Annotated in this window: 18 protein-coding genes and 2 pseudogenes; 2 read left to right on the top strand and 18 right to left on the bottom strand. The window is 59.7% G+C overall.

All coding sequences use genetic code 11. The annotated features are described in order from the left end of the window. Positions 1–5: 5 nt before the first annotated feature. The 8 genes from V6582_RS17340 to V6582_RS17305 form a co-directional block, all read right to left on the bottom strand. Positions 6–1,454 (bottom strand): phospholipase D-like domain-containing protein, encoded by a 1,449-nt coding sequence (locus tag V6582_RS17340; protein ID WP_156632588.1) that lies wholly within the window; start codon positions 1,452–1,454, stop codon positions 6–8. A 149-nt stretch (positions 1,455–1,603) separates the two neighbouring features. Further along, a complete protein-coding gene (gene recN, locus V6582_RS17335; protein WP_156632589.1) occupies positions 1,604–3,277 on the bottom strand; it encodes a DNA repair protein RecN in 1,674 nt (557 codons plus the stop codon). Between the two features lie 46 nt (positions 3,278–3,323). Next, positions 3,324–4,193, bottom strand: a complete 870-nt coding sequence (locus tag V6582_RS17330; RefSeq protein ID WP_060717626.1) for an outer membrane protein assembly factor BamD — start codon at positions 4,191–4,193, stop codon at positions 3,324–3,326. Between the two features lie 379 nt (positions 4,194–4,572). Then, complete coding sequence (gene lpxC, locus V6582_RS17325) at positions 4,573–5,529, bottom strand: UDP-3-O-acyl-N-acetylglucosamine deacetylase (protein WP_156632590.1); 957 nt, start codon at positions 5,527–5,529, stop codon at positions 4,573–4,575. Positions 5,530–5,988: 459 nt separating this feature from the next. Beyond that, positions 5,989–7,803, bottom strand: coding sequence for a cell division protein FtsZ (gene ftsZ / locus V6582_RS17320; RefSeq protein ID WP_156632591.1), 1,815 nt, complete (start codon positions 7,801–7,803; stop codon positions 5,989–5,991). Positions 7,804–7,905: 102 nt separating this feature from the next. Beyond that, positions 7,906–9,231 carry a cell division protein FtsA gene (gene ftsA, locus V6582_RS17315; RefSeq protein ID WP_015916499.1) on the bottom strand — a complete coding sequence of 442 codons (1,326 nt, stop codon included), beginning with the start codon at positions 9,229–9,231 and terminating at the stop codon, positions 7,906–7,908. After that, the gene (locus V6582_RS17310) at positions 9,228–10,166 is read right to left on the bottom strand and encodes a cell division protein FtsQ/DivIB (protein ID WP_337739306.1); all 939 of its coding nucleotides are present in this window, start codon (positions 10,164–10,166) and stop codon (positions 9,228–9,230) included. The genes ftsA and V6582_RS17310 overlap by 4 nt, the downstream gene beginning before the upstream one ends. Beyond that, positions 10,154–11,080 (bottom strand): D-alanine--D-alanine ligase, encoded by a 927-nt coding sequence (locus V6582_RS17305; RefSeq protein ID WP_156632593.1) that lies wholly within the window; start codon positions 11,078–11,080, stop codon positions 10,154–10,156. The genes V6582_RS17310 and V6582_RS17305 overlap by 13 nt, the downstream gene beginning before the upstream one ends. A 415-nt stretch (positions 11,081–11,495) precedes the next feature. Here V6582_RS17305 and V6582_RS17300 point away from each other — a divergent pair, with 415 nt between their 5' ends. Both V6582_RS17300 and V6582_RS17295 read left to right on the top strand, forming a co-directional pair. Continuing rightward, complete coding sequence (locus tag V6582_RS17300) at positions 11,496–11,792, top strand: hypothetical protein (RefSeq protein WP_156632594.1); 297 nt, start codon at positions 11,496–11,498, stop codon at positions 11,790–11,792. Positions 11,793–12,257: 465 nt separating this feature from the next. After that, a complete protein-coding gene (locus tag V6582_RS17295; RefSeq protein ID WP_156632595.1) occupies positions 12,258–13,562 on the top strand; it encodes an MFS transporter in 1,305 nt (434 codons plus the stop codon). A gap of 90 nt (positions 13,563–13,652) precedes the next feature. On the opposite strand, the gene murB is transcribed toward V6582_RS17295, so the two are convergent. The 10 genes and pseudogenes from murB to ftsL form a co-directional block, all read right to left on the bottom strand. Then, positions 13,653–14,627: a UDP-N-acetylmuramate dehydrogenase gene (murB, locus tag V6582_RS17290; protein ID WP_156632596.1), complete on the bottom strand. Its 975-nt coding sequence runs from the start codon at positions 14,625–14,627 to the stop codon at positions 13,653–13,655. Continuing rightward, positions 14,624–16,039 (bottom strand): UDP-N-acetylmuramate--L-alanine ligase, encoded by a 1,416-nt coding sequence (gene murC, locus V6582_RS17285; RefSeq protein WP_156632597.1) that lies wholly within the window; start codon positions 16,037–16,039, stop codon positions 14,624–14,626. Before murC ends, murB begins: the two co-directional genes overlap by 4 nt. Then, positions 16,036–17,158, bottom strand: a pseudogene (murG, locus tag V6582_RS17280) (undecaprenyldiphospho-muramoylpentapeptide beta-N-acetylglucosaminyltransferase). Before murG ends, murC begins: the two are co-directional and overlap by 4 nt. Before the next feature lie 16 nt (positions 17,159–17,174). Further along, positions 17,175–18,329 carry a putative lipid II flippase FtsW gene (gene ftsW, locus V6582_RS17275; protein ID WP_015916506.1) on the bottom strand — a complete coding sequence of 385 codons (1,155 nt, stop codon included), beginning with the start codon at positions 18,327–18,329 and terminating at the stop codon, positions 17,175–17,177. Position 18,330: 1 nt separating this feature from the next. Beyond that, positions 18,331–19,764: a UDP-N-acetylmuramoyl-L-alanine--D-glutamate ligase gene (gene murD, locus V6582_RS17270; RefSeq protein ID WP_156632599.1), complete on the bottom strand. Its 1,434-nt coding sequence runs from the start codon at positions 19,762–19,764 to the stop codon at positions 18,331–18,333. A gap of 7 nt (positions 19,765–19,771) precedes the next feature. After that, positions 19,772–20,872, bottom strand: coding sequence for a phospho-N-acetylmuramoyl-pentapeptide-transferase (gene mraY, locus V6582_RS17265; RefSeq protein ID WP_060717637.1), 1,101 nt, complete (start codon positions 20,870–20,872; stop codon positions 19,772–19,774). Between the two features lie 56 nt (positions 20,873–20,928). After that, complete coding sequence (locus V6582_RS17260) at positions 20,929–22,362, bottom strand: UDP-N-acetylmuramoylalanyl-D-glutamyl-2,6-diaminopimelate--D-alanyl-D-alanine ligase (protein ID WP_156632600.1); 1,434 nt, start codon at positions 22,360–22,362, stop codon at positions 20,929–20,931. Further along, complete coding sequence (locus V6582_RS17255) at positions 22,359–23,819, bottom strand: UDP-N-acetylmuramoyl-L-alanyl-D-glutamate--2,6-diaminopimelate ligase (protein ID WP_156632601.1); 1,461 nt, start codon at positions 23,817–23,819, stop codon at positions 22,359–22,361. Before V6582_RS17255 ends, V6582_RS17260 begins: the two co-directional genes overlap by 4 nt. Positions 23,820–23,883: 64 nt before the next feature. Next, positions 23,884–25,633, bottom strand: a pseudogene (locus V6582_RS17250) (peptidoglycan D,D-transpeptidase FtsI family protein). Next, positions 25,633–26,052 carry a cell division protein FtsL gene (ftsL, locus tag V6582_RS17245; protein WP_060717641.1) on the bottom strand — a complete coding sequence of 140 codons (420 nt, stop codon included), beginning with the start codon at positions 26,050–26,052 and terminating at the stop codon, positions 25,633–25,635. Before ftsL ends, V6582_RS17250 begins: the two are co-directional and overlap by 1 nt.

Below are 26,052 nucleotides of genomic sequence, written 5' to 3'. Positions count from 1 at the left end.
CCGCGTTACAAAGCCAGCGAGCCCAGCCACAGCACTCTTTGCATCAGTTTCAGCAGGAAAGGACGCGCATGCAGACTTTCCAGCGTCACCTCCACGGCTCCTTCCAGGCTTTCGTCCATCCGGCTCGCCACGAAGCGGGCAAAATCATCGTCATAGACCTCCAGATCAATCTCGAAATTCAGTCGCAGCGACCGGGCATCGAGATTGGACGAGCCGACAAAGGCCCATTTATCGTCGATCACAAGCAGTTTTGAATGATCGAACGGCCCTGTTGAGCGAAAGATCCGGCAGCCATCCCGAATGATCTGCTCAAATTGTGCGTTCATCGCATGGCTGACGACAGCCAGATTGTTTTTCGAAGGTACGATGATTTCCACCGCCACCCCGCGCCGGGCCGCCGTCGCCAGGCCAGAGAGAAAAATACTGTCCGGCAGGAAATAGGGCGACAGAATGCGGATGGAGCGCTCGGCGACAGAAAACGCCCCGGTCAGCACCCGGTGATTGCTCTCCAGATGCGCATCCGGCCCGGACACCACGGCGCGGGCATAAGGTGTCTCACCGGCCTCACCGGCAGCAAGATGCAATTGCCAGGCTTCGCCGTTCAGGGCCTCGTCAGTTTCGAAATGCCAGTCGTCGGCGGCCACCGAAAACAGTTCTGCCACGACCGGTCCGGTGACGTGGAAATGTGTGTCGCGGGCTGCATTCGGCCCTGCAAAGGCCTCACGGATATTCATGCCGCCGAAAAAGCCCACCGCGCCATCCACCACCAGGATTTTCCGGTGGGTGCGCAGATTGGCATAGGGCAGCCTCAAGCCGACAATGACCTTGCCGTTGAAGGAAGCGACCGTGATGCCGCCATCGGCGAGATAGCCGACAATGCTCGGCACGCTGTAGCGCGCGCCGACCGCATCGATCAGCACCCGCACCTCGACGCCCCGCTTGCTCGCCGCGATCAGGCAATCGGCAATCCGAAGGCCCACGCTGTCCCTGTCGAAAATATAGGTTTCCAGCAAGATACTATACTGCGCCGCCTCGATGGCCGCACACATCGCGTCATAGGCCTCATCGCCGCTGGCAAGCGGTGTCAGGCGATTGCCCGATGTCAGCGGGTGGCGGGTGACACGCTCGCCCAAATGCCGCAGCGCTTCCAAACGCCCGCCGAATTTTGCCTTAACATCGCCTTCCGGCACGGCGTAATGGGCCAGAATGCCTTCCATCTGGCTCCGGCGCAGCGCCCGGCGCGCCATATAGGAAGCGCGCCTTATCCGGTTTATTCCGGCGACTGCATAGATCAGCGTGCCGATAATCGGCGACAGAATGATAACCCCAACCCAGGAAATCGCCGAACGCACATCACGCTTGGTCATCGCCGCATGCACGGCGGCCACCGTGCCAATCACCGTGGAAAGCACAGCAAGAAGATGCGGCCAATAATGAGAGATAAGGTCGAGCATCACTTACCGGTATGGAGGGGATTGAACCGCGCGAACGCGCAGTATTCGACGAAACGAAGATTGGCGCAAACGCCTGACTCAAGGAATTGTTCCTCCTCTAGGCCCGACGAGACGACAGGATCACAAGATCCATTGGCAATCCGGCGGCGTCAATGGTCCCCGGCGAGAAGCTTGGCGGCCGCCGCTCTTGCCTCATCCGTCACCGAAGCGCCTGCCAGCATACGAGCGATTTCTTCGCGGCGATGGTCGGGGCCAATCATCGCAACTTGCGTGGCGATCTTTTCCGCGTTGCCGCTGGCCGGTCCCTTGGAGATCAGCAGATGCGTGGCGGCGCGTGCGGCCACCTGTGGCGCATGGGTCACCGACAGGACCTGGACGCGCTCCGACAGCCGTTTCAGCCGCTGGCCAATGGCATCGGCCACAGCCCCACCAACGCCGGTATCGATTTCGTCAAACACAAGTGTCGGGGCAGAGCCTCGGTCGGCCAGCGCCACTTTCAGCGCCAGCAAAAACCGCGACAGCTCGCCACCAGAGGCCACTTTCATGATCGGGCCGGGCCGTGTGCCGGGATTGGTCTGCACATGAAACTCAACCAGATCGATACCGTCGGCAGTCGCGTTGTCGGCATCTGCCGTGACCTCGACCATGAAGCGGGCGCGCTCCAGTTTCAGCGCAGGCAGTTCTTCCATGACGGCTTCGGCCAACGAAGAAGCTGCATTCTGGCGCTTCTCCGATAGGGATTGCGCATTGGCGAAATAGACAGCCCTGGTCTCGGACACGGCTTTTTCCAACGTGCCAAGCTTTTCCTCACCGGCATCGAGATCTGCCAGATCGGTGATCATCTTTTCGGCGAGGGCCGGAAGATCGGCCACAGCGACCGAATATTTGCGGCCAGCGGCCCGCAGCGCAAACAGCCGTTCTTCGACCCGCTCCAGCTCGCGTGGATCGAACTCGGTGCGGCGCAGCGCCGATTCGACCTCCATCTGCGCGCTCGACAACGTATCCAGCGCCGTGCCCAACAGGCTGACCGTGTCCTCCAGCAAGCCGGGGGCTTCGCCGCTCTTGCGCTCCAGGCGGCGCATCAGCGAGGCGATCATCGGTACGGGAGAAGCATTGCCATTCAGGAATTCACTGGCCTCGGCGATATCGCCAGCGATCCGCTCGGATTTCTGCATCCGGGAGCGGCGCTCGGCCAGATCCTCTTCCTCGCCATCCTGTGGGCTAAGGCCTTCCAACTCCTCCACCGAGGCGCGCAGATAGTCTGCCTCGCGGGCAGCAGCCTCGACCTTGGCCTTGTGGATCTTGAAAGCGCGCTCGGCCTCACGCCAGCGGCGATAGCTGTCGCCCAGCGCCTGCGCTTCTTCGGTCAGTCCGGCAAAGGCGTCCAGCAGCAGACGGTGGGCGGCGGTATCCACCAGCGCCCGATCATCATGCTGTCCATGGATTTCGACCAGATATTGCCCGGCCTGGCGCATCAGTTGCACGCTGATCGGCTGGTCGTTGACATAGGCGCGGGTGCGGCCATCTGCGGATTGCACCCGGCGGAAAATCAGGTCGCCATCGTCATCGATGCCGTTTTCGCGCAGCATGAGGCGGGCCGGATGGCTCATGGCGACATCGAATACCGCCGTCACCTGGCCCTTGTCCTCGCCATGGCGCACAAGGGAGCCATCGCCGCGCCCGCCAAGGGCCAGCGACAGACTGTCGAGTAGAATGGACTTCCCCGCCCCCGTTTCGCCGGTCAACACAGACAGACCGGCCGAAAAGCCAAGGTCGAGCCGTTCGATCAAGACGATGTCGCGGATCGAAAGCTGGACGAGCATGAGTGTTCACATCTCTCCGAAGGCGACGGATAAACCGTCTGGAAAATCAGGATGAGCCCAGAATCTTTTTACCGGCTCTGGAAATCCAGCTCTCCTGGGCTTCCCGCGGCTCAAGACCACCGGTTTTCAGCAGTTCGAAACTATCCTTGTACCATTTGCTGTCAGGATAGTTGTGACCCAGCACGGCGGCTGCCGTCTGCGCTTCCTGCACCACGCCCATGGCATAATAGGCTTCCACGAGACGCGCCAGCGCTTCTTCGATCTGGTTGGTCGTCGGATATTGCTCAACCACATTGCGGAACCGCTGGATCGACGCCAGATATTCCTTGCGCTCCAGATAATACCGGCCGATCTGCATTTCCTTGCCGGCCAGCTGGTCGCGGGCAAAGCGCATCTTTTCCTGGGCGTCGGACACATATTCGGACGTCGGGTAGTTCTTGACCACCTTGTCCATCGCCTCAAGTGTCCTGGACGAGAATTTCTGGTCCTGGGTCACGTTGGGGATCTGGCGCCAGTTGGACAGACCGATCAGATATTGCACATAGGCCGAATCCTTGGTCGACGGATAAAGCGTCATGTAGCGCGTACCGGTCGAAATGGCCTCGGTATATTTGCCCTGGCGGTACTTGACGAAGGTGCTCATGACAAGCGCCTTCTGCGACCAGTCAGAGAACGGGTTTTGCTTGTCAACGGCATCGAACTTGCGCGACGCTTCAGCAAGATTACCAGCCTTGATGTTGGCCAGACCCTGATTATAGAGGGTTTCCGGCGGATCCGTCTCGGCGCCGAGCTTGGTAATGTCGATATCCTTGTCGGTATTGCAAGCGCTGAGCAGCGGCGCAACGCCGGCGACAGACAGGCAAACGGCAAGCATCCGCGCTGATTTGTTGATCATGGAAGACTTCACTTCACTCATACGACAGATCCCGATTGCAGCGCTGCTTCTAAAAAGCCATCGCTTCCGCTTGGCGTTTTAGCCATAAAGATAACGATAGGGCAACGCAATGGTGATGTTTTAACGCATTTTTATGGCGTAACGCCACAATCTGCTGTTTTATTTTGGACAATATAGCATCGAGCAGAAAACCGGAATCAGGACGATGCGATAGCTGTTTGCTTTCCCATCGGATTTATCCGAAAACCGGCTCTTAACTTTCGCTCCGATGCTGTTACATCAGATGAAATGCCCGAAACCAACCACACGAAAACGGCGCCTTCCGGCGCCGTTTTAATTCAACTGATTCTATCGACCACTTCGCCAAGCACAGATCCCCGCGAAATGATGCCGCGAATCTTCAGGCCGTCCAAGGCGCGAAACCCGGTGCGTTGATCGCCACGAATTCCCGCACTCTTGCCTTGCCGCTACGTGCGCCGGGCGCTTCCACCACTTCATAGGCCGAAGCATCCGACAGCAAAGCTTTCAACGCCAGCGAGTTCATCTTGTGACCGCCGCGATAGGAGCGGTAGCAGCCAATGAACTGCGCACCGGCCAGAGCCAGATCGCCGACAGCATCCAGCGTCTTGTGACGGGCGAATTCGTCGGGATAGCGAAGACCCTCGATATTGACGACCTTGTCGTCATCGGAAATCACCACGGAATTTTCGAGCGACGAACCAAGCGCCAGGCCTGCGGCCCACAGGCGCTCCACATCGCGCATGAAACCGAAGGTCCGGGCGCGCGACAATTCCTGTTTGAAGCTCTGTGGTGTCAGATCACCCTGCCAGGACTGGCGGCCGATCAGCGGGCAATCGAAATCGATTTCCACTTCAAAGCGCGTTCCTTCATAGGGGCGAAACTCCGCCCAGGACGCGCCATTGTCGACCCGAACCGGCTTCATCACCCGGATATAGCGGCGCTTCACACCAAGGCTGACAATACCGGCCTGCTCGATGGCGTCGATATAGACGGCGGAGCTGCCATCCATGACCGGAGTTTCCGGTCCATCGACCTCAACCACCAGATTGTCGAGACCGAGCGAATAAATGGCGGCCATCACATGCTCGACGGTGGCCACCCAATGGGTTGGCGAAGAGCCCAGAACGGTGCTGAGATCGGTATTACCAACCTGGGAGGCGACAGCCTTCAGCTCGGTAACGGAACCATTGGCATGCTGGCGGTGGAACACGATGCCAGTTCCGGCTTCGGCAGGCAGAAAGCTCATGGTAACAGGCTGACCGGAATGCACGCCGATCCCCTTCAGGGTGACCGGTTGAGCGATAGTCGTCTGGAAGCTCAACAAACCGATTGCCATTAACATTCACCTTTCAAGTCTTCAAATCCGATCCGAGGCCTTGAAGGCTGGACCGGCTACTCATCTGCCAGTCCATACCCTTGCGTAACCGCCGGGCCTCGTCGCTTCTGAAGCGCCAACCAACCACTCATCGGTCTGCCTGGCACTCTTCGTTATCAGGGATATACGTTTGGAAACGCAACAATCCAAATCAATGTTTCTTTCCGATTGTTACGAAACCGAATCCTTGAAAAAACCTTGGAAAACTGTGGATTAACGGCACTGTCTCAACAAGAAATCAGCATCTGAAACAGGCATTAAGAAAACAGAAACCCGGATCGTTCGATCCGGGTTTCCAAAACGCATCTCTGGCGAGAGACTCAGGGTCCGGCGGGTTCCAATTGAACAAGCCAAACTCCCGATTTTTGCTATCGTTTGTCTTTTCAGGAAAACCGGGCTCCACTTTTCCTAAGGCAAACTTTAGTTCGACTGGCGGCGCAGGAAGGCTGGAATTTCCAGCTGGTCGTCATCATGCGCGGCACGAGGCTGCGGCACCTGACGGCCCTGATCGTCCAGATTGCCGCGGCGCGGTGCGTAGAGGCTGGCTTCCGGCGACAGCGGACGGCGCTGCTGAGAGGCGGCTGCCGGTGCTGGTGCAGTCATATCGGAAGCAACATTGTCTTCCTGACGGCCGAGCGAGTTGGTGATGCGGCGCAGCAGCCCCATCGGACCACGATCCTCGGATGCCTGCTGGGCGGCAGGCTGGTTGCGATGATCCAGCTCCGCCTGCACGACCGGCGAGAAATCCTCGACCTTCGGCATGCGGGACTGTTCGGGCTGGCGCATGACCGGCGCGGCAGGTTCCTGGCGCATGACAGGAGCAACGGGCTCCTGGCGGAAGGCTGGCTGTGGTACAGCAGCGGGCTGCATGGCAGGCGCTGGCTGCGGCGCACGGGCAACCGGCTGTTCCGGAGCGGCGAACGAGGAAAACAGCTTGCTCTGCGGACGGAAATCGTCAGCAGGCTGGGCAGCGGCGGGCTGCTGCACCTCAGGCTGGGCGTGCATGGCGGCCTGGCGGGCCACAGCGATTTCCAGTTCGCGTTCCATTTCAGCTTCAGCATTGCGGATCTGCTCGGCGACCGGATCAAGCGGGCGCGTTGCAAAGATCGACGGCGCTGCGGCAACCGGAGCTGGTGCCGGAGCAGCGGCAACAGGCGCTGGCTGAGGTGCCGGAGCGGCAGGAGCAGGCGTAAAGGCGGCGGACGGACGAATCGCTGGCTTGGCAGAGATCGTGCGCATTTCAGCACCGCGTGCTTCCAGCGCATTGGCGGCGCGGTCGATGCCGGTGGCAACAACCGATACGCGGATCAGGCCTTCCAGCGCTTCGTCGAAGGTGGCGCCGAGGATGATGTTGGCGTCGGCATCGACTTCTTCGCGGATACGGGTTGCGGCTTCGTCGACTTCGAACAGCGTCAGGTCGCGACCACCGGTGATGGAGATCAGCAGGCCCTGGGCGCCCTTCATCGAGGTTTCGTCGAGCAGCGGGTTGGCAATGGCGGCTTCGGCAGCCTGAAGCGCACGGCCTGGGCCGGAAGCCTCGCCGGTGCCCATCATGGCGCGGCCCATCTCACGCATCACCGAGCGAACGTCGGCGAAGTCGAGATTGATCAGGCCTTCCTTGACCATCAGGTCGGTGATGCAGGCAACACCGGAATAGAGAACCTGGTCAGCCATCGCGAAGGCGTCGGCAAAGGTCGTCCGGTCGTTGGCAATGCGGAACAGGTTCTGGTTCGGGATGACGATCAGCGTATCGACCGACTTCTGCAGCGCATCGATACCGGCTTCGGCCAGACGCATGCGGCGCGCGCCTTCGAAATGGAAGGGCTTGGTGACGACGCCAACCGTCAGGATGCCTTTGTTACGGGCAGCCTGGGCAACGACCGGAGCCGCACCGGTGCCGGTGCCGCCGCCCATGCCGGCGGTGACGAAGCACATGTGGGTGCCGTTCAGGTGATCGATGATCTCATCGATGCATTCTTCGGCAGCAGCGCGGCCGACTTCCGGCTGCGAACCGGCGCCGAGACCTTCGGTGACATTGGCGCCGAGCTGGATGATCCGCTCTGCCTTGGTCATGGTCAGGGCCTGGGCATCGGTGTTGGCAACAACGAAATCCACCCCCTGAAGACCAGCGGTGATCATGTTATTGACGGCATTGCCGCCGCCGCCGCCGACGCCGAACACGGTAATGCGCGGCTTGAGTTCGGTAATATCCGGCTTGTTCAGATTGATGGTCATGTTACCCGTTCCTTCTTTCCCTGGCCGCATCGCCACGCTGGCCATGTCTTGTCTCTTGATCGCGCGCCCCGAATCGATTTTTCACCCGCAAGGCGCAGGTCCTCAAAAACTCTCTTTCAACCATTGTCCCACGCGCATCATGCGGCTGTTGCCGGAGCCAGAGGAGAACAAGCCTCCCTGCCCCACGGCGATCTCCTGATCGGCCACCTGCGGATAGATCATCAGACCTACCGCAGTGGAGAAAGCCGGTCCCTTGGCCGCCACAGGCAGGCCAGAGACCCCCATCGGGCGGCCAATCCGGACATTGCGGGCGAGCATCCGCCGCGCGACTTCCGGAAGACCGGTCAACTGGCTTGCGCCACCGGTCAGAACCAAACGCTTGCCGACCACGGGGCTAAAGCCCGATGCGTGGATTCGGTCGCGAATCATCTCCAGAGTCTCTTCAATACGCGCTTGAATGATTCGCGTCAGCAAAGAACGTGGAACCTGGATCGGTAAATCGCGATCGTCTTCGCCGATTGGCGGAATTGCAACAACATCGCGCTCTTCAGAGCCATTGGCAAAGGCCGAACCATGGACGACCTTCAACCGCTCCGCATCCTCGATGCGGGTCGAAAGACCACGCGCCAGATCCGTGGTGACATGATGGCCGCCAATGGCGATGGCATCCGTGTGAATCAACTTCCCCTCGGCAAATACCGAGATCGTCGTCGTGCCGCCGCCCATGTCGATAGCGGCGCAGCCCAGCTCGACTTCGTCGTCCACCAGAGCGGCAAGGCCGCTGGCGTAAGGCGTCGCCACCAGGCCCTCGACCGTCAGATGGGCGCGGTTGATGCAAAGCTCGAGATTTTTCAGCGCCGGACGTTCCGCCGTCACCACATGCATGTCGACACCCAGCGTATCACCGAACATGCCGAGTGGATCGCGGATACCGCGCTCGCCATCCAGCGAAAAGCCAGTCGCCAGCGAATGTAGCAGCACCCGGTCACGGCGTTGCGACTGGTGGCTGGCAGCAGACAGAACCCGCTTGAGATCGGCGCTTTCCACTTCCTGGCCGCCAAGATCGATGGTGGCGGTATAGACGTCCGAGCCGATCCGGCCAGCCGAGACATTGACGATCAGACTGTCGACGGTCAGGCCCGCCATGCGCTCGGCGGCATCCACCGCAAGCCGCACGACGCTTTCCACCGATTCGATATCGGAGATCACGCCGGACTTCATGCCACGCGAACGCTGGTGGCCAATGCCGATCACTTCGACATGATGGGTCCGGCCCGGCAGGACATCGCTTTCCTTGCGCGGCGTCAGCCGGCCGATCATGCAGACCACTTTAGTAGAGCCGATATCGAGAACCGAAACGACATGGCTGCGCTTGTGCGAGAGAGGTTTCATACGGGGCAATCCGAAAGAGGAACCGAAGACGCTCATGTCTCTTTCTCCGCCTTGGCGAGGGCCTTGGCGCGAGCCGTCACCGCAGCCTGACGGCGCACCAGCGCCTCAGGCGTCAATTGGACGGTCATGCGGTCTGAAAGGCGCAGGTCGACAGCAGCGATGTCGCGGTCCAGCAATTGGTGATCCGCTTCCATCTTCGCCAGACGCGCCATCGCGCCATCGACATCGTCTTCCGGCAACTTCACCACGACGCCATTGTCGAGATAGAGATCCCAACGACGGCTGGCGACGCGAACATAGGCTTTGACGCGACCGGTAATCTGAGGCCAGGTCGCAAACTCTCCGGCAATGTCCTGGGCTGCCACTTCGGCATCACGGCCAACGAACAGCGGCAGGGTGGCAAATTTATTGTCACGCAGCGGCGCGATGATGCTGCCGCTCTTTTCGATCAGCGACAGGTCGGTGCCATGCTGCCAGATACCATAGGCCTCACGTTCCTTGATATTCACCTCGATGGTGCGCGGATAGATCTTGCGAACCTCGACTTGCTCTACCCAAGGCAGGCCCGCGACCTTACGGCGCGCGTCATCGGCGTCGATGGCCACCAGAGAGGTCGCACCATCCAGACCCAGCGATTGCAGCACATCGATTTCGGATGTGTGAACATTGCCCGACAGCTTGACGTCTTCAACTGCAAAACCCGCAGTCGAGGTCATCGCCTCGGCAAAGTCCGGCCAGTGACCGCCCTTGACGATGCCGTAACCACCGACGGCAAGGATATAGGCCGCAAAAGAAACCTTGCCGAGATGTTCCGGCACAGCCACCCTGCCTGAGCAGAGAGCGACGACGAACCGCACCAGCCGGCGAGCAGGGCGCGGCAGAGCCATCAAGCCGTCATCCGCCAGGCTGGGCGCGCGATAAGGTGCAGCCTTGCTGCCCTTTGCCGATTTTTTGGCGCTTACCGTGAACACGACGCGTCCTCCACCATCCAGCTGACGAATTCACCAAAGGAAATGCCCGCATGCGCAGCCATTTCAGGCACAAGCGAGGTTGGCGTCATGCCCGGCTGGGTATTCACCTCCAGCCAGATCAAGTCGCCATCTTCAGAAAAACGGTCGTCGTAACGGAAGTCGGACCGACTGACGCCACGACACCCGATCGCGTTGTGGGCCCTGACGGACAAGTCTTGTATTTTTTGGTAAATTTTCGGTGAAAGTTGCGCCGGAATGATATGGGCCGAGCCACCTGCGGCGTATTTAGAGTCGTAATCGTAGAATGTATTGGCCTTGGCGATCACCTCGGTCACGGCCAGCGGCCTGCCATCCATGACACCGCAGGTCAATTCGCGGCCAGCCACGTAGGATTCGACCATGACGGTATCGCCATAGCGCCATTCCGACGAGCCGAGGACCTGCGGCGGATGCGACTGATCTTCCTTGACGATCACCACGCCGAAGCTGGAGCCTTCCCGCACCGGCTTGACGACATAAGGCGGCTCGATCGGATGGACATTGCCGATATCAAAGCGCGACATCTGACGGGCAAAAGCCACAGGAATACCTGCTGCCGCCGCCACGATCTTCGCCTGCGCCTTATCCATAGCCAGCGCCGAGGCCAGCACACCGGAATGCGTATAGGGGATGGAGAGGTATTCGAGGATACCCTGAATGGTGCCGTCTTCACCGAAAGGGCCATGCAAAGCATTGAAAGCCACATCAGGCTTCAACTCCTGAAGCACGCTGGCGATATCGCGAGTGACATCCACCCGTGTCACGCGGTAGCCGTGCTCCTCAAGCGCCGATGCGCAAGGGGCGCCAGAGGCCAGGCTGACAGGCCGCTCCGACGAAAATCCACCCAGCAATACGGCAACATGCTTCTTAGCCATTCACGCACCCAAACAAAACAATTGCGGTTTTCCGCCTTACCTTTGCGCCCGACTTGCGGCGCGAATCGCGCCGGTTCATGCACCTGACATGATAAAACGCCATTAAGGTTAACGAACCGTTTACAGGTGTTAACGACCAAAAATTACTTTTGTTTTTCTGGGAGTTATCGTTGGCCGCCCGATGGGTTCGGCCCCGAGAAACAAGGCAAAGGCCCGTATTGAAGAAGGTCGTGCCGATAGGTGAAAACGGAGACAGTCCGCTGGCTACCGGCAGCGACATCATGGCCGGAACAACAAAAAGCCGTGCCAAGGGAAAGATGAGATCCCTGTACGGCACGGCTTCGAATTCATCACACCACGTAAACCCAGAACGCAAACACTGGTGGGCTCAGGCAAAATCAAGGCTTGCAAGGACATGCGCCGCCCAACATCGAAACGCGATTTGACACGTTTCGATCAGAGGCAGCACATCCGTATCAGGGTTCCACAACGCCTGGAACTCGCCGTCCGTCAGGAAGCCGGCAGCTGCATGGCGCGCCGGGCGGCAAAGGCCTGCGGACCGGGCAAACCAAGGGTGGCATGCCCCGGCGAGGCGGCGGCGCGACGCAGGACGGCGGTGGCGGCATTGCCCCCGGACCGGGTGGCACAGGACCTGGACCTGGTGGTGGCGGCGGAACTTGCGCAATGGCTTGTCCCGCCATCAGCACGATAGAACAGGCAAAAAGAAATCGTTTCATGGAGCCCCTCCGGAAGCCGCATCGGATAAACCCTGACCATCGAAGGCCGGAAATACCGGAGCAGTCTATTGACGGCCGCAAGCCCCACAGATTGCACTTGCGAGCACAAGAAATTGATAAATATCTTATAAATAATAACAATAATGGATGTCAATTAAAACTTCTGCCGACAAAATTCCGGTTGGGCAAAAGCACGCAGAGATGAGCCGCCCTCTCCTGCCCACGGTCTAATGCGGATTTCGATCGCCATTCATCCCCTGACAGCGAACCGGGCAAAAGCCGTTTCTAAAGTCGTTTCTATTATAGGAATAAGGGGAACAGGTTGAAATTACGCGTGTGAATGCGTAAAGCCAACGCCTGACGACAACTGCCGGATATTCTTTGGACATGCGGCATGATTGCGAAAAACCACCATTGAACTCAAATTGGACCCCATCACCATGACTGATGCGATACGCACCGTATCGCCGTCCGCCGAGCCGCTGGCACCTGTTGCATTGAATTCTCCTGCACGAGTCCTGACGGCAAGCCTGGTCGGCACCACAATCGAATTCTTTGATTTCTACGTCTACGCAACGGCGGCCGTGCTGGTTTTCCCGGCGCTGTTCTTCCCCAACAGCGATCCGATGACGGCTCTGCTGGCCTCGTTTGCAACCTTTTCCATCGCGTTTTTCGCCCGTCCGCTGGGCGCTGTGGTGTTCGGCCATTTCGGTGACCGTATCGGCCGCAAGACGACGCTGGTGGCGGCTCTGCTGACCATGGGCATTTCCACCGTGGTGATCGGCCTTCTGCCAACCTATGGGCAGATCGGCGTATTTGCGCCGTTGCTGCTGGCGCTGTGCCGGTTCGGGCAAGGCTTTGGTCTTGGGGGCGAATGGGGTGGAGCCGTATTGCTGGCCACCGAAAACGCCCCGGAAGGCAAGCGCAACTGGTATGCGATGTTCCCGCAGCTTGGCGCACCGGTCGGCCTGTTTCTGTCGTCGGGTATTTTCTGGTTGCTGCTGCATGTGATTTCCAAGGACGACCTGCTGGCCTGGGGCTGGCGCGTTCCGTTCCTGGCCTCGACCCTGCTGATCGTCATCGGTCTTTGGGTGCGTTTTTCGATTTCCGAAACGCCAGCCTTCCGCAAGGCCATGGAAGCCCATGAGCGGGTGGCCGTGCCGGTTGCCGAAATCTTTGGCAAATACAAGCGCAGCCTGTTCCTCGGCACCTTCGTGGCTCTGGTTACCTTCGTGCTGTTCTACATCGGCACGGCCTGGCTGCTGTCCTACAATATCAAGGTCTTGCAGATCCCCTTCATCGACGCCCTGGAAATCCAGATCATGAGCTCGGTGGTGTTCGGCATCTTCATTCCGCTGACGGCCAAGGTCGGCGACAAGATCGGTCGCCGCAAGGCGCTGATCGGCATCACCGTGATGATTGCCGGTTTCTCCTTCCTACTGCCGGTTCTGCTGACCGCAGGTGAGACAGGTGTGGCAATCTTCGCCGCGGGCTCCATGGCCTTGATGGGCATGACCTATGCGCTGATCGGGGCTGCTCTGTCTGCCCCCTTCCCCACCAATGTCCGCTATACCGGCGCTTCGCTGACCTTCAACTTCGCAGGCATCGTCGGCGCGTCGCTGGCACCCTATGCCGCCACCTGGCTCCAGGCCAATTACGGCATGGCCTATGTCGGCTACTATCTCGGCCTTGCCGCCGTGATCACGCTGGTCTGCATTCTCGCATCCCGCAAGGGCGAAGTGTAACAATCTGGCCAAGTTGAATCAGATTCTGAACAACAAAAAACGCCGCCAAGTGATTCACCTGGCGGCGTTTTTTATAAATAGCCGTTTGGCTTATTCGCTCGTCGCGCCCATGAAGGGCCGCACTTCGCTGCCGGGCATGAACAGGCCAAGGCGCTTGATTTCCCATTGCAGCTTGATGCCGGAGTGTTCGAATACCTGACCACGGATCGTTTCGCCCAGATATTCGAGATCGTAGGCCGTGGCGTGACCAACATTGATCATGAAATTGCAATGCAGCGACGACATTTGCGCGCCGCCGATCATCAGGCCGCGTCCGCCGACTTCATCGATCAATTCCCAGGCGGAATGGCCCTCCGGATTCTTGAAGGTCGAGCCACCAGTCTTTTCCTTGACCGGCTGTACGGTTTCGCGGTGCTGACGCACGGCGTCCATTTCGGCCCGGATCACAGATTTCTCCTGGGGGAAGCCTTCAAATAGGCCGCTGATGAAGATCAAGCCTTCCGGTGCCGAGGAGTGACGGTAGCCATAGCCCATGTCAGCCTTGGACAGCACATGCAGATTGCCCTGGCGATCTACGGCCTCGACCTCGACGACCCGCTCTGCCGTCTCGCCGCCATTGGCGCCAGCATTCATCCTGAGCGCCCCGCCAATCGAGCCGGGAATGCCATAGTAGAAAGCGAAACCGCCAATATTGTTGTCCATCGCCATGGCGGCGATATGCTTGTCGGGGCAAATAGCACCAGCGCGGATGCGGTTTTCGCCTGCCAGTTCCAGGCCGCCGAACCCCTTGGCCGACAGGCGGATCACCACACCGGGAATACCGCCATCGCGCACCAACAGGTTGGAGCCGACGCCGACCACGGTCAGCGGCACATCATCGGGCAGCAGCTTCAGAAAGGTGACCAGATCGTCCCTGTCATGCGGCTGGAACATCAGTTCCGCCAAACCGCCCGCCTGGAACCAGGTCACCCGGTCCATCGGCGCGTCAGGCGTCAGCCGTCCCCGCAGCGCATCCACACCCGGCCCCAAGCGGGCCAGCAGCTTTTCCCCATCCACCTGTTTCATTCCGATTTTCCCGAAAGCGCTTGCAATTCTGAAGGCAGCGCCGCTGCCCATTGTGTAATATTTCCAGCCCCCAACAGGACCACAAAGTCACCCGGTTGCGCAATGGCCGAAATGATCCCGGCCAGCTGATCCGGCGAGGCCAGATAGCGCACATCCCGATGACCGCCCGACCGGATGCGCGACACCAGCGCCTCAGAATCGATGCCCTCGATGGGATCTTCTCCCGCAGCATAAACTGGCGACAACAGAATACTATCGGCATCGTTGAAGCAATTGGCGAAATCCTCGAATAGACTCGACAAACGCGAGAAGCGATGCGGCTGATGCACGGCAATGATCCGGCCCTTGCAGCTCTCGCGCGCCGCCTTCAACACCGCCTTGATTTCCACCGGATGGTGGCCGTAATCGTCAAACACCTGCACGCCGTTCCAGGTGCCGGTCAAGGTGAAGCGCCGCTTGACGCCACCGAAGGTGGACAGGCCCTTGCGGATTGCTTCCTCGGAAATATCCAGCCGGTTGGCCACCGCAATGGCCGCGCAGGCATTGGAGATATTGTGGCGGCCCGGCATCGGCAGGGTCAGGTCTTTGAAGCTGAAAACCCGGCCCGTGCGGCGACGGCGGATCTCCACATCGAAAATCGACTTGGTGCCTTCATTGCGAACGTTGGAGAAGCGTACGTCGGCCTGTGGGTTTTCACCATAGGTGACGACCTTGCGGTCCTCGATCCGGCCAACCAGCGCCTGCACTTCGGGGTGATCGAGGCACATGACCCCAAAACCGTAGAACGGCACATTCTCGACGAACTGACGAAACGCAGCGCGCACGGCGTCGAAATTGCCGTAATGGTCCAGATGCTCCGGGTCGATATTGGTAACAACAGCCACATCGGCGGGCAGTTTCAGGAAAGTGCCGTCCGATTCGTCGGCCTCAACCACCATCCATTCACCCTCGCCCATGCGGGCATTGGTGCCATAGGCATTGATGATGCCGCCATTGATCACGGTCGGATCGAGCTGGCCCGCCTCAAGCAGCGCTGCCACCATCGAGGTGGTCGTCGTCTTGCCATGCGTGCCGCCGATGGCGATGGCATTGCGGAACCGCATCAACTCCGCCAGCATTTCGGCGCGACGCACCACTGGCAGCAGCTTTTCACGGGCGGCCACCAGTTCAGGATTGTCTTTCTTGATGGCGGTGGAAACGACAACGACCTCGGCATCACCCAGGTTTTCCGGCTTGTGGCCGACAAACACCTCGATGCCCTTGGCACGCAGGCGCTGCACATTGGCGCTTTCCGCCTGGTCCGATCCCTGTACCCGATGGCCAAGATTGTGCAGCACTTCGGCAATGCCGCTCATGCCGATCCCGCCGATCCCGATGAAATGCACCAGACCGATGCTCTTCGGCATTTTCATGCTTTCACGTCCTTCATAGTCTTCACGTCCTTGCCTTCGGCAATAGTCTGAACCAGATCGGCAAGCAAGCCTGCTGCCTGCGGTTGTCCCGCACTTCGTGCCGAAGCCGCCATATGGGCCAGCTTAGCCGGGCTGGTCATCCAGTCCTTCAACAGTGCCGACAGCTTTTCCGGCGTCAGATCCGATTGCGGCACGACAACCGCACCGCCCTGACCGGAAATCGCCGCCGCATTGGCGGCCTGGTCGTGATCCAGCGCATAGGGATAGGGCACCAGCACCGCAGGGCGACCAATCACGCCAAGCTCCGATACGGTAGACGCACCGGAGCGGGAAATCACCATTTGCGATGCGCCGATCCGTTCGGCCATATCGCCGAAGAACGGCAAGACCGACGCGGGAACCTTCAACTTCTCATAAAGCGCCTTCACCCGGTCGGCATCTTCAGGCCGTGCCTGCTGCGTTATCCGCAGGCGCGCGCGCAACACATCGTCCAGAATGCAGATGGCGCTCGGCACGGCATTGGAAAAATGCTGGGCGCCCTGGCTGCCGCCAAACACCACAAGCTCGAATGGATCGCCATCGCCGGACGGCTGATAATCCGTCTCGGAGGCTGCCAGCACGGCAGGCCGCACGGGATTGCCAGTCACCACGGTCTTGTCGGCATATGCACCGCCCGCTGGCAAAAAGCCACCGGCAATCGCCTTGACCCTGGGTGCCAGAAACCGGTTGGCCCGGCCCATCACAGCGTTCTGCTCATGGATAACAGTGGCAACGCCAAGCGCGCGCGCCGCCAGCAAGGGCGGGATGGTCGGATAGCCGCCAAAGCCGATGACCACAAGGGGTTTCAGGCCTGCGATCAAGGTACGGGCAGCACGGTAGCCGCGCCACAATGTCAGCAGCGCTTTCGCCACGGCAATCGGATTTTTCGAGCCAATGGTGGCAGAAGGCACGACATGGATGGCGTCGGCTGGGAACTTGCCCGCATAGCGTTCGGCGCGGCTGTCAGTCACCAGATGCACGCTATAGCCCCTGGCTCTCAGACTCATGAGCCAGCGCTTCGGCCGGAAACAAATGGCCGCCGGTTCCCCCGGCGGCAAGAAGAATGAGACCTTTGGTCATGATTTACTCCGCTGGCCTATTCTGCTGGAACACCCTGGACCGACCTGAACAAGCGTCGCTCCTGCGAGCGCTTTTCCGGCCGGTGGCGTGTCAGTGCCAGGATGAAGCCCGCCGTAACGCCAATCGCCACCATGGAAGAACCACCATAGGAGATCAAGGGCAGCGTCATGCCCTTGGCGGGCAGAAGTTCCAGATTAACGCCGATATTGATCATCGACTGCACGCCGATCTGCAGGATCAGCCCGGCCACCGCAAAACGGTTGAAGTCGTTGCGCTCGCGAAAGGCATGGCCAAGGCCGCGAATAACCAGGAAGGCAAAGATCGACACCAGCAGCAGGCAGAAAATGATGCCGAATTCCTCGGCAGCCACCGAAAAGATGAAGTCGGTATGGGCATCGGGAATGATCCGCTTGACGATGCCTTCACCCGGACCAACCCCGAACCAGTTGCCGCGAATGATCGCCTCACGCGCCGTATCCACCTGAAACGTATCGCCCTCGCCGGTCAGGAATCGGTCGATACGGCCAGCCACGTGCGGCATGGTATAATAGGCAATTGTCGAACCGGCCCCACCGACCAGGGCCAGCACGATGATGAAGATCCACGGCACGCCCGCCATGAAGAACATGCCGCTCCAAACCACCGAGGTCAGAATGGTCTGGCCGAAATCCGGCTGGACCATCAACAGCGCCACGACGACCATGAACAGCAGGATAGCAAAGAAATTGCCCGGAATATCCGGCTGGCGGGCATGTTCGGCAAACAACCAGGCGCAAACCACCACGAAGGCGGGCTTCATGAATTCCGAAGGCTGGATCGACAGGCTGCCGAAATTGATCCAGCGATGCGCGCCCTTGACCTCCGGCCCGAAGAACAGCGCCAGGATCATGAGGGCGATCGAGGCAAGCAGGATGAGGACCGCGGCGCGGCGCACCTGCCGGGGCGACAGGAAGGACAGGCCGACCATGGTCGCCAGGCAGGGAATGGTAAAGGCGGCCTGACGGCGCACGAAGTGGAAACTGTCCAGCCCGATGCGCTCGGCCACCGCCGGAGACGCGGCAAAGGACAGCATGAAACCGATGCCCAGAAGCACGATGAATGTTACCAGAAAGAGCCGGTCAATGGTCCAGAACCAATCCGCCAAAGCTCCACGTTCTGCACGGCTTACCATGTCATGTCTCTCCTGAAGCCTGTTGGATCAGCATCGTCACATCGTCAAGCCCGGCTACCAGCGAAACGAAGGCTTCGCCCCTGACTTCAAAATTCTTGTACTGGTCGAAGCTTGCGCAAGCCGGGGAGAGCATCACCGCAACCTCACCGCCATTCATATCGTCTTGCGCATCGGCGCTGGCATGGGCAACCGCCCGGTCCAGCGTGCCGGATATCTCGTAAGAAACGGCATTGCCGAGCGTCGCAGCAAAGCTGGACGCCGCCTCACCGATCAGATAGGCCTTGGCAATACGTGGAAACAGCGGCGAAAGGCTGGCAATCCCGCCTTGCTTGGGCAGGCCGCCAGCAATCCAGTAGATCCGCTCATAGCTGGACAAGGCCGGTGCAGACGCCTCGGCATTGGTCGCCTTGCTGTCATTGACGAACACCACATGTCCCCGCCGCCCAACCGGCTGCATCCGGTGCTTCAACCCTGCAAAGGACGACAAGCCAGCCTGGATCTGCTCTTTCGATAATCCGACCGTCAGGCAAGCGGCAATGGCCGCTGCCGCGTTCTGGGCGTTGTGGCTGCCACGCAGCGTAGCGATCCCGTTCAGGTCGGCAATCAGATCGTCGCCACGGAAAATACGGTGATCCCGGTTATATAAACCATCCTGGAGATGTGTGTGCTGTGAAATGCGGATGACGCGGCGGGCGTTAGCCCCCTCATGATAAGCCGCCGCCCGCACACGCTCCTGCCGCTCGGCAATCGCCTCGCAATAATCGTCATCGACGCCGATGATCGCAACACCGCTACCCGAGATCAGCCGCTCCTTCACCGCCGCGTAATTCTCCATGCTGCCGTGGCGGTCGAGATGGTCGGGGGTGAGGTTCAGGAGAATGCCTGCCGTTGGATTAATACCGGGGGCAAGATCGATCTGGTAGGACGAGCATTCCACCACATAATAACGATCAGGTGCGGGTGGCTCCAGGGTCAGCACCGCCGTGCCGATATTGCCGCCCATCTGCACGTCATAGCCGTTGTGGTGAAGAATATGACCGATCAGCGCCGTGGTGGTCGATTTGCCATTGGTGCCAGTAATGGCGATGAAGGGGCAATCAGGCGCCTTCGCCCGACGCTCGCGCACGAAAAGCTCGATATCGCCGATGATCTCGACGCCTGCTGCCTTTGCCAGGTCCACCGTCCAATGCGGTTTGGGATGGGTCAGCGGTACGCCCGGCGACAAAACAAAGGCGGAAAGTCCGCTCCAGTCGATCTGGCGCAGATCCCGCGCTTCCAGCCCTTCCACCCGCGCCTTCTCGACGCTGTCGGGATTGTCATCCCAGACCGTCACCGCCGCACCACCAGCCACCAGGGCATGGGCAGTGGCAAGGCCGGAGCCGCCAAGCCCGAACAGGGCGACGCTGCAATTGGAAAAGCTGGTAACCGGGATCATCGCGCCCTCACCGCAGCTTCAATGTGGCAAGACCCAGCATGGCAAGGCCGACCGCAATGATCCAGAACCGGATGACGACCTGGCTTTCCGTCCAGCCTTTCTTTTCGAAATGGTGATGGATCGGCGCCATCAAGAACACCCGCTTCTTGGTGCGCTTGTACCAGAATACCTGGATGATGACCGACAGGGTTTCCATGACGAACAGCCCGCCGATGATTACCATGACGATCTCGTGCTTGGTGGCAACCGCCACCGTGCCGATCAAGCCGCCCAAAGCCAGCGAACCGGTATCGCCCATGAAAATTGCCGCTGGCGGCGCATTGAACCACAGGAAACCAAGCCCGGCCCCGATGACAGCGCCAAGAATGACGGCCAGTTCGCCGGTGCCCGGCACGAAATTGATCTGCAAATATCCTGAGAACACTGCATTACCGGCGAGATAGGCAATCAGCCCGAAAGCAGCCGAGGCGATCATCACAGGCACGATGGCCAGCCCGTCCAGCCCATCGGTCAGGTTGACGGCATTCCCGGCGCTGACGATGACGAAGCCACCAAACACGATGAAGAAATAGCCGACATTGAGCAGCGCATCCTTGAAGAACGGAAATGCGATGGAGGTCGCCAGATGCGGGCCTTGCGGCGCGGAAATCTTTGCCGCTTCCATCATGAAGAATACCGCGATCCCGGCAATCAGAAACTCGATGGCCAGCCGCGCCTTGCCGGAAAAGCCCTTGTCCGATTGCTTGGTGACCTTGAGGTAATCGTCGTAAAAGCCGATGGCGCCAAAGCCCAGCGTCACCAGCAGCGTCGCCACCACATAGACATTGGAAAGATCAGCCCAAAGCAGTGAGGAACCGACAATGCCCGCCAGAATCATCAGCCCGCCCATGGTCGGCGTACCGGATTTCTTGAAATGGGTCTGCGGCCCATCGGCACGGATCGGCTGGCCCTTGCCCTGACGCACTTTGAGAGAGGCGATGATCTTCGGTCCAAACAGGAAGACGATCAAGGCTGCCGTGAACATCGCCGCCCCGGTCCGGAAGGTGATGTACCGGAACAGGTTGAAAAATTGTACGTGGTTTGCGAGTTCGACGAGCCAAATCAGCATAAAGGCACTTTCCAACGGCTATCCGGCCCGCACATGCAGTGTCCGGCAATAGAGTGTCATTCTGGGCGGCGGGTGTCGTCCAATGGGGGATACTTGTCAAGCAAAGCCGCGACAATCTTGCCAAAACCGATGCCGAGCGACGACTTGACCATCACCACATCGCCACCGTGAACAGAGGCGACGGCAAAAGCGGCCAGATCTTCAGCGGTGTTGAAAGCCGCAACCGAAACGGTCTCCGGCAATTGCGCCCGCAATGCCGCCATGGCCGGTCCTGCCAGCCAGACATGATCGATCCCGGCAGCCAGCAGCGGCCCGGCCAGATCTCCGTGCAATTCCTGGGAAAACTCACCCATTTCCAGCATGTCGCCAAGCACGGCGATGCGGCGGCCCTCGCCGCGCGGCTGGGCTGCGGCCAGGACAGCAATAGCAGCGCGCATGGAAGCCGGGTTGGCGTTATAGCTTTCATCGATCAGCGTAAAAGGCCCAGAGGCACAGCGCAGCCGATGGCGCTCGCCCCGGCCCTTGACCGGCGACAAGTGGCTGAGAGCATCGACTGCACCATCGAGATCGGCGCCCAGAAGCCGCACGGCGCCCAGTGCCGCCATGGCATTTTCAGCAATGTGACGGCCCGGCGCGGCGATCATCACTTCACGGGTCTCGCCGTCGATGATGGCCCAGGCAGTCGAGCTTTCGGCAGCACCGTCGAATTCCGCCAGCCGGAACTCCGCCTTGGCGTGCTGGCCGAAGGAATGGATGTGGGTGATGCCCGCTTCCTGCGCCTTGTGTTCCAGATATTCGAAATAGGGATTGTCATGGTTCAAAAGCACGCCACCATTGGCAGCGACACCGGAAAAGATTTCCGCCTTGGCATCGGCGATCTCGTCGACACTGGCAAAATTGCCAAGATGGGCAGGCGCAATCGTGGTGATAACAGCCAGATGCGGGCGGACCATCTGAACCAACGGGGTGATTTCGCCGGAATGGTTCATGCCGATTTCAAACACGCCGAATTGCGCACTGGCAGGCATCCGCGCCAATGTCAGCGGCACGCCCCAGTGGTTGTTGAAAGAAGCGACGGCGGCATGCACTTCACCTGACGGCGCCAGCACCTGACGCAGCATTTCCTTGGTCGTCGTCTTGCCGACTGAGCCGGTCACTGCAACAATCTTGGCACGTGAGCGCAGGCGGGCAGCGATGGCAAGCCTTCCCAGCGCCTGCAACACATCGTCAACGACGATCATCGGCACAGTCAACCGGCCAAGGGCGGGCAGCTTGGCCTCATTGACCACCATCAGCGCCGCGCCATTGGCCACAGCAATGCTGGCATAATCATGTCCGTCGACCCTATCGCCCTTGATGGCGAAAAAGGCTTCTCCGGGCTGGATGCTACGGCTATCAATGGAAATGCCAGTAATGCCCGATGGCATGGTGCCGACCGGGCGTCCGGTCATGGCCGCAACCAGATCTTCGATGGTCCAGAGCAAGGTCAAGGGTGAAACTCCTCCATGGCTTTGCGGATTTCGGCGTGATCAGAAAACGGCAGCGTCTGCGCGCCGACAATCTGGCCCTCTTCATGGCCCTTGCCGGCAACAATCAGCGTATCGCCGGTCGCCAGCATTGCCACACCGGCACGGATTGCCTGGGCGCGGTCACCGATCTCAATACCTTTCGGTGTCGCGGCCATTACCTCACCGCGAATGGTGGCGGCCACTTCCGAACGTGGATTGTCATCGGTGACGATGACGATATCGGCCAGCCGGTCGGCGATCTCGCCCATGATCGGGCGCTTGCCCTTGTCGCGGTCGCCGCCGCAGCCAAACACCACAATAATCCTGCCGCTGGTAAAGGGCCTGACCGCCGTCAACACCTTTTCCAAGGCATCCGGCTTGTGAGCGTAATCGACATAGGCGAGCGCACCGCTTTTCGCCTGCCCAACCAGTTCCAGCCGGCCCGAAGCGCCTTGCAGCTTTTCCAGTGCTTTCAGAGCAACCGAGGCCTCGACGCCGGTTGAAATGGCAAGACCTGCGGAAACCAGCGCATTGGCAATCTGGAAATCGCCTGCCAGCGGCAGATCAACCTCATAGATCGCACCCTGATGATGGATTTCGGCAATCTGCTTATGGCGAAAATGCTCAACCCGTTTCAGGCTGAGGAAATCCCCGGCCCGGCCAACGGTGCGCACATCATGACCCGCCTGCCTTGCCACCCGGATTGCTTCCGCCGACCATTCGTCATCGGCAAAGATCACCGCCGGAGACCCCTTGGGCAGCAGGGTGTCGAACAGGCGCATCTTGGCGGCCATGTAATCGGCAACAGTCGGGTGATAATCCATATGGTCGCGGCCAAGATTGGTAAAGGCGGCAGCGGCAAGCCGCACACCATCCAACCGGCTCTGGTCGAGACCATGGCTGGAGGCTTCCATGGCCGCGTGGGTCACGCCCTCTTGTGCAAGGTCTGCCAGCAATTGGTGCAGAGCGACCGGATCGGGCGTGGTCAGCGAACCGTAATCGCTGCGGGTTGGGGAAATCACCCCGGTCGTGCCGATCTGCGCACTGGCAAGCCCGGCAAACGCCCAGATCTGGCGAGTGAAGGAGGCAACCGATGTCTTGCCAGCCGTGCCGGTCACCGCCACCATGGTTTCCGGTTGACCGGAATAGAAGCGGGCGGCAAGACGCGCCAGCGCGTGGCGCGGCTGTTCGGTAACCAGAGCCGGAACGGCAATATCCAGATGAGAACCGGAGAGCACGGCAGCAGCGCCCCGCGCCACAGCATCGGCAACGAAACCCGCGCCATCGGCCTTGACGCCCTGCAAGGCCACGAACAGCATGCCGGGTTCAACCTTGCGGCTGTCGGCGGTTAGGCCGGTGATTTCAACGTCGCCAACCGGCCCATCCAGTGGTCCGGTCAGATCCCCAAAATCGCCGCTGGCGAGATCTCGCAGTTTCATCGTCTACCTGTCCCCTGCCTCGCAGCAGGAGCAGAGCCCTGCGGCAACGGCGAATCAATCGTCCTCAATATGAGACGAGCATATCATTGCCCACCTGACCGTAATTGGGTTCTACACCGAGAATTGGGGCAGTTCTGCGAATAATGTCGCGCACGATCGGCAAAGCAGTGAAAGCAGAAAGCGTCCCGCCACCCTCACCGGTCAAAGGCTCGTCGATGAAACTCAGCACCACATAGCGCGGCTTGCTCATCGGGAAGGCCCCGAGAAAAGCATTAAAATTGAGGTTGTGGTCGTAACGGCCACGCACCACCTTGTCGGCTGTTCCCGTCTTGCCGCCGACATCAAATCCCGGCACACGTGCGCCGCGGCCGGAGCCGTTAAGTCCGTTATATTCAAAGAGGTAGCGCATATCAGCACTGGTGGATGGCTTGAGCACAGCCTCGGCCACCTCGTTAGCCTGGTCCGCAGTGCGCGGCAAGAAGGTCGGTTGGATCAACTTTCCGCCATTGACGAGTGCTGCACCGGCGACTGCCGTCTGCAGCGGCGTCGTCGCAACGCCGTGACCGAAAGATATGGTGATCGAGACTGATCTTCTTCCACTCGCCCCGTGGCTGTGACGGCATTTTCACTTCCGGCAGTTCCGTCTTCATCTTGGTCAGAAGACCGAGACGGTTCAGGTATTCCCTCTGCTCGGGAATGCCGACCACGTCGATAATTTTCGCCGTACCGATATTCGACGACCATTTGAAAATATCGGGAACGCTCAGGAATTTGCTCTGGCCGTGAAAGTCATGGATGGTAAATCCACCGATTTTCAGCGGATAGCGTGCATCGAACACGTCGGTCAGCTTCACCCGACCGGTATCGAGCCCCATCGCCATCGTGAAGGACTTGAAGGTCGAGCCCATTTCGAACGTACCGTTCGACATCCGGTTCAACCAGCCCTCCTTGGCGCCTTCCTCGGGCTTGTTGGGGTCGAAATCGGGATAGGACGCCATGCCCAGCACTTCGCCAGTCTCGACATCCAGCACCACGGCACCTGCCGATTTGGCCTTGAAATTCACCTGGGCAGCGGTGATCACGTCATGCACGATATTCTGGACGCGCAGGTCGATGGAAAGCTTGACCGGCTCCAGCCGCGCATTGCTGGTCATGCCGAGATCGGCCAGATCCGCCAGACCCTGATTGTCGATATATTTCTCCATTCCGGCCATACCGCGATTGTCGATATTGACGAAGCCGACGATATGGGCAGCGGTGGAGCCACCGGGATAGAAACGGCGAATTTCCGGCCGGAAGCCGATGCCGGGAATGCCCAGCGCCAGGATCTGGCTCTGCTGCTTGGGCGTCAATTGACGGCGAAGCCATTGGAAATGCGATTTCGACGAAAGTTTCTTGTAGGTATCCCGGCTGTCGAGGTCGGCCAGCACCGTTTGAAGCTTTTCGACGGCTTCATCCACATCGACAATCTTGTGCGGTTCTGCAAACAGCGACACAGTCCTGATATCGGTGGCCAGAACCTGGCCATTGCGATCGAGAATATCGGGACGCGCCGCCATCAACCGGTCTGGCGGCATGATGCTGGAGGTGCTTTCGGGATGGGCATAGCCGTATTGCACAAGCCGTCCGCCAATCACACCATAGACCAGCGTGAAACCGAGGATCAGCAGGCCGACGCGGCGCTTGGCCATATCGGCCTTGCGCTTGCCAGCGCCTTCGAACGCGCGGCCCTTGCCGCGCACGGCGCCACGGCGCACGTTGGTGGAAAAATGGGCCCGGCTTTTCAGGAGCATCATGCGGGAAAGAAAAGTCATCAGCGTTTCACCGATCCGGTTATGACCTTATCCATCGGCACGGGGACCGGTTTACCATTCACCATCTTAATGCCATCCGCGATCTTGGGACCGCCTGTCTTTGCCGCGGGGGCCTGTACCACTGGCACCTGGGATTTCAGCATTGGCAATTCATTGGCTCGCGCCAACTGGTTGGGATCGGTTTGCTGGAGCTTCAATTCCTGACCGAAGGTATTGGCCAGTTTTTCGAGACGATTCGGCTGGGTCAACAAAGCCCAGTCGGCCTGGAGAAGTTCGATCGTATCCTTCTCCAGCTTGATCTCGGCTTCAATGCGCTTCAGATCCTGCACTTTCTCATCGGTATTGTGCTTGATCTGATACGTCACGGCTGCCGCTGCCGCCATGGCGCCGATCATCACGATGTCAAAGGTTCGCAGCAT

Source organism: Agrobacterium vitis, from assembly GCF_037039395.1.
Taxonomy (GTDB): domain Bacteria; phylum Pseudomonadota; class Alphaproteobacteria; order Rhizobiales; family Rhizobiaceae; genus Allorhizobium; species Allorhizobium vitis_E.
This window is presented reverse-complemented; position numbering and strand designations above follow the sequence as displayed.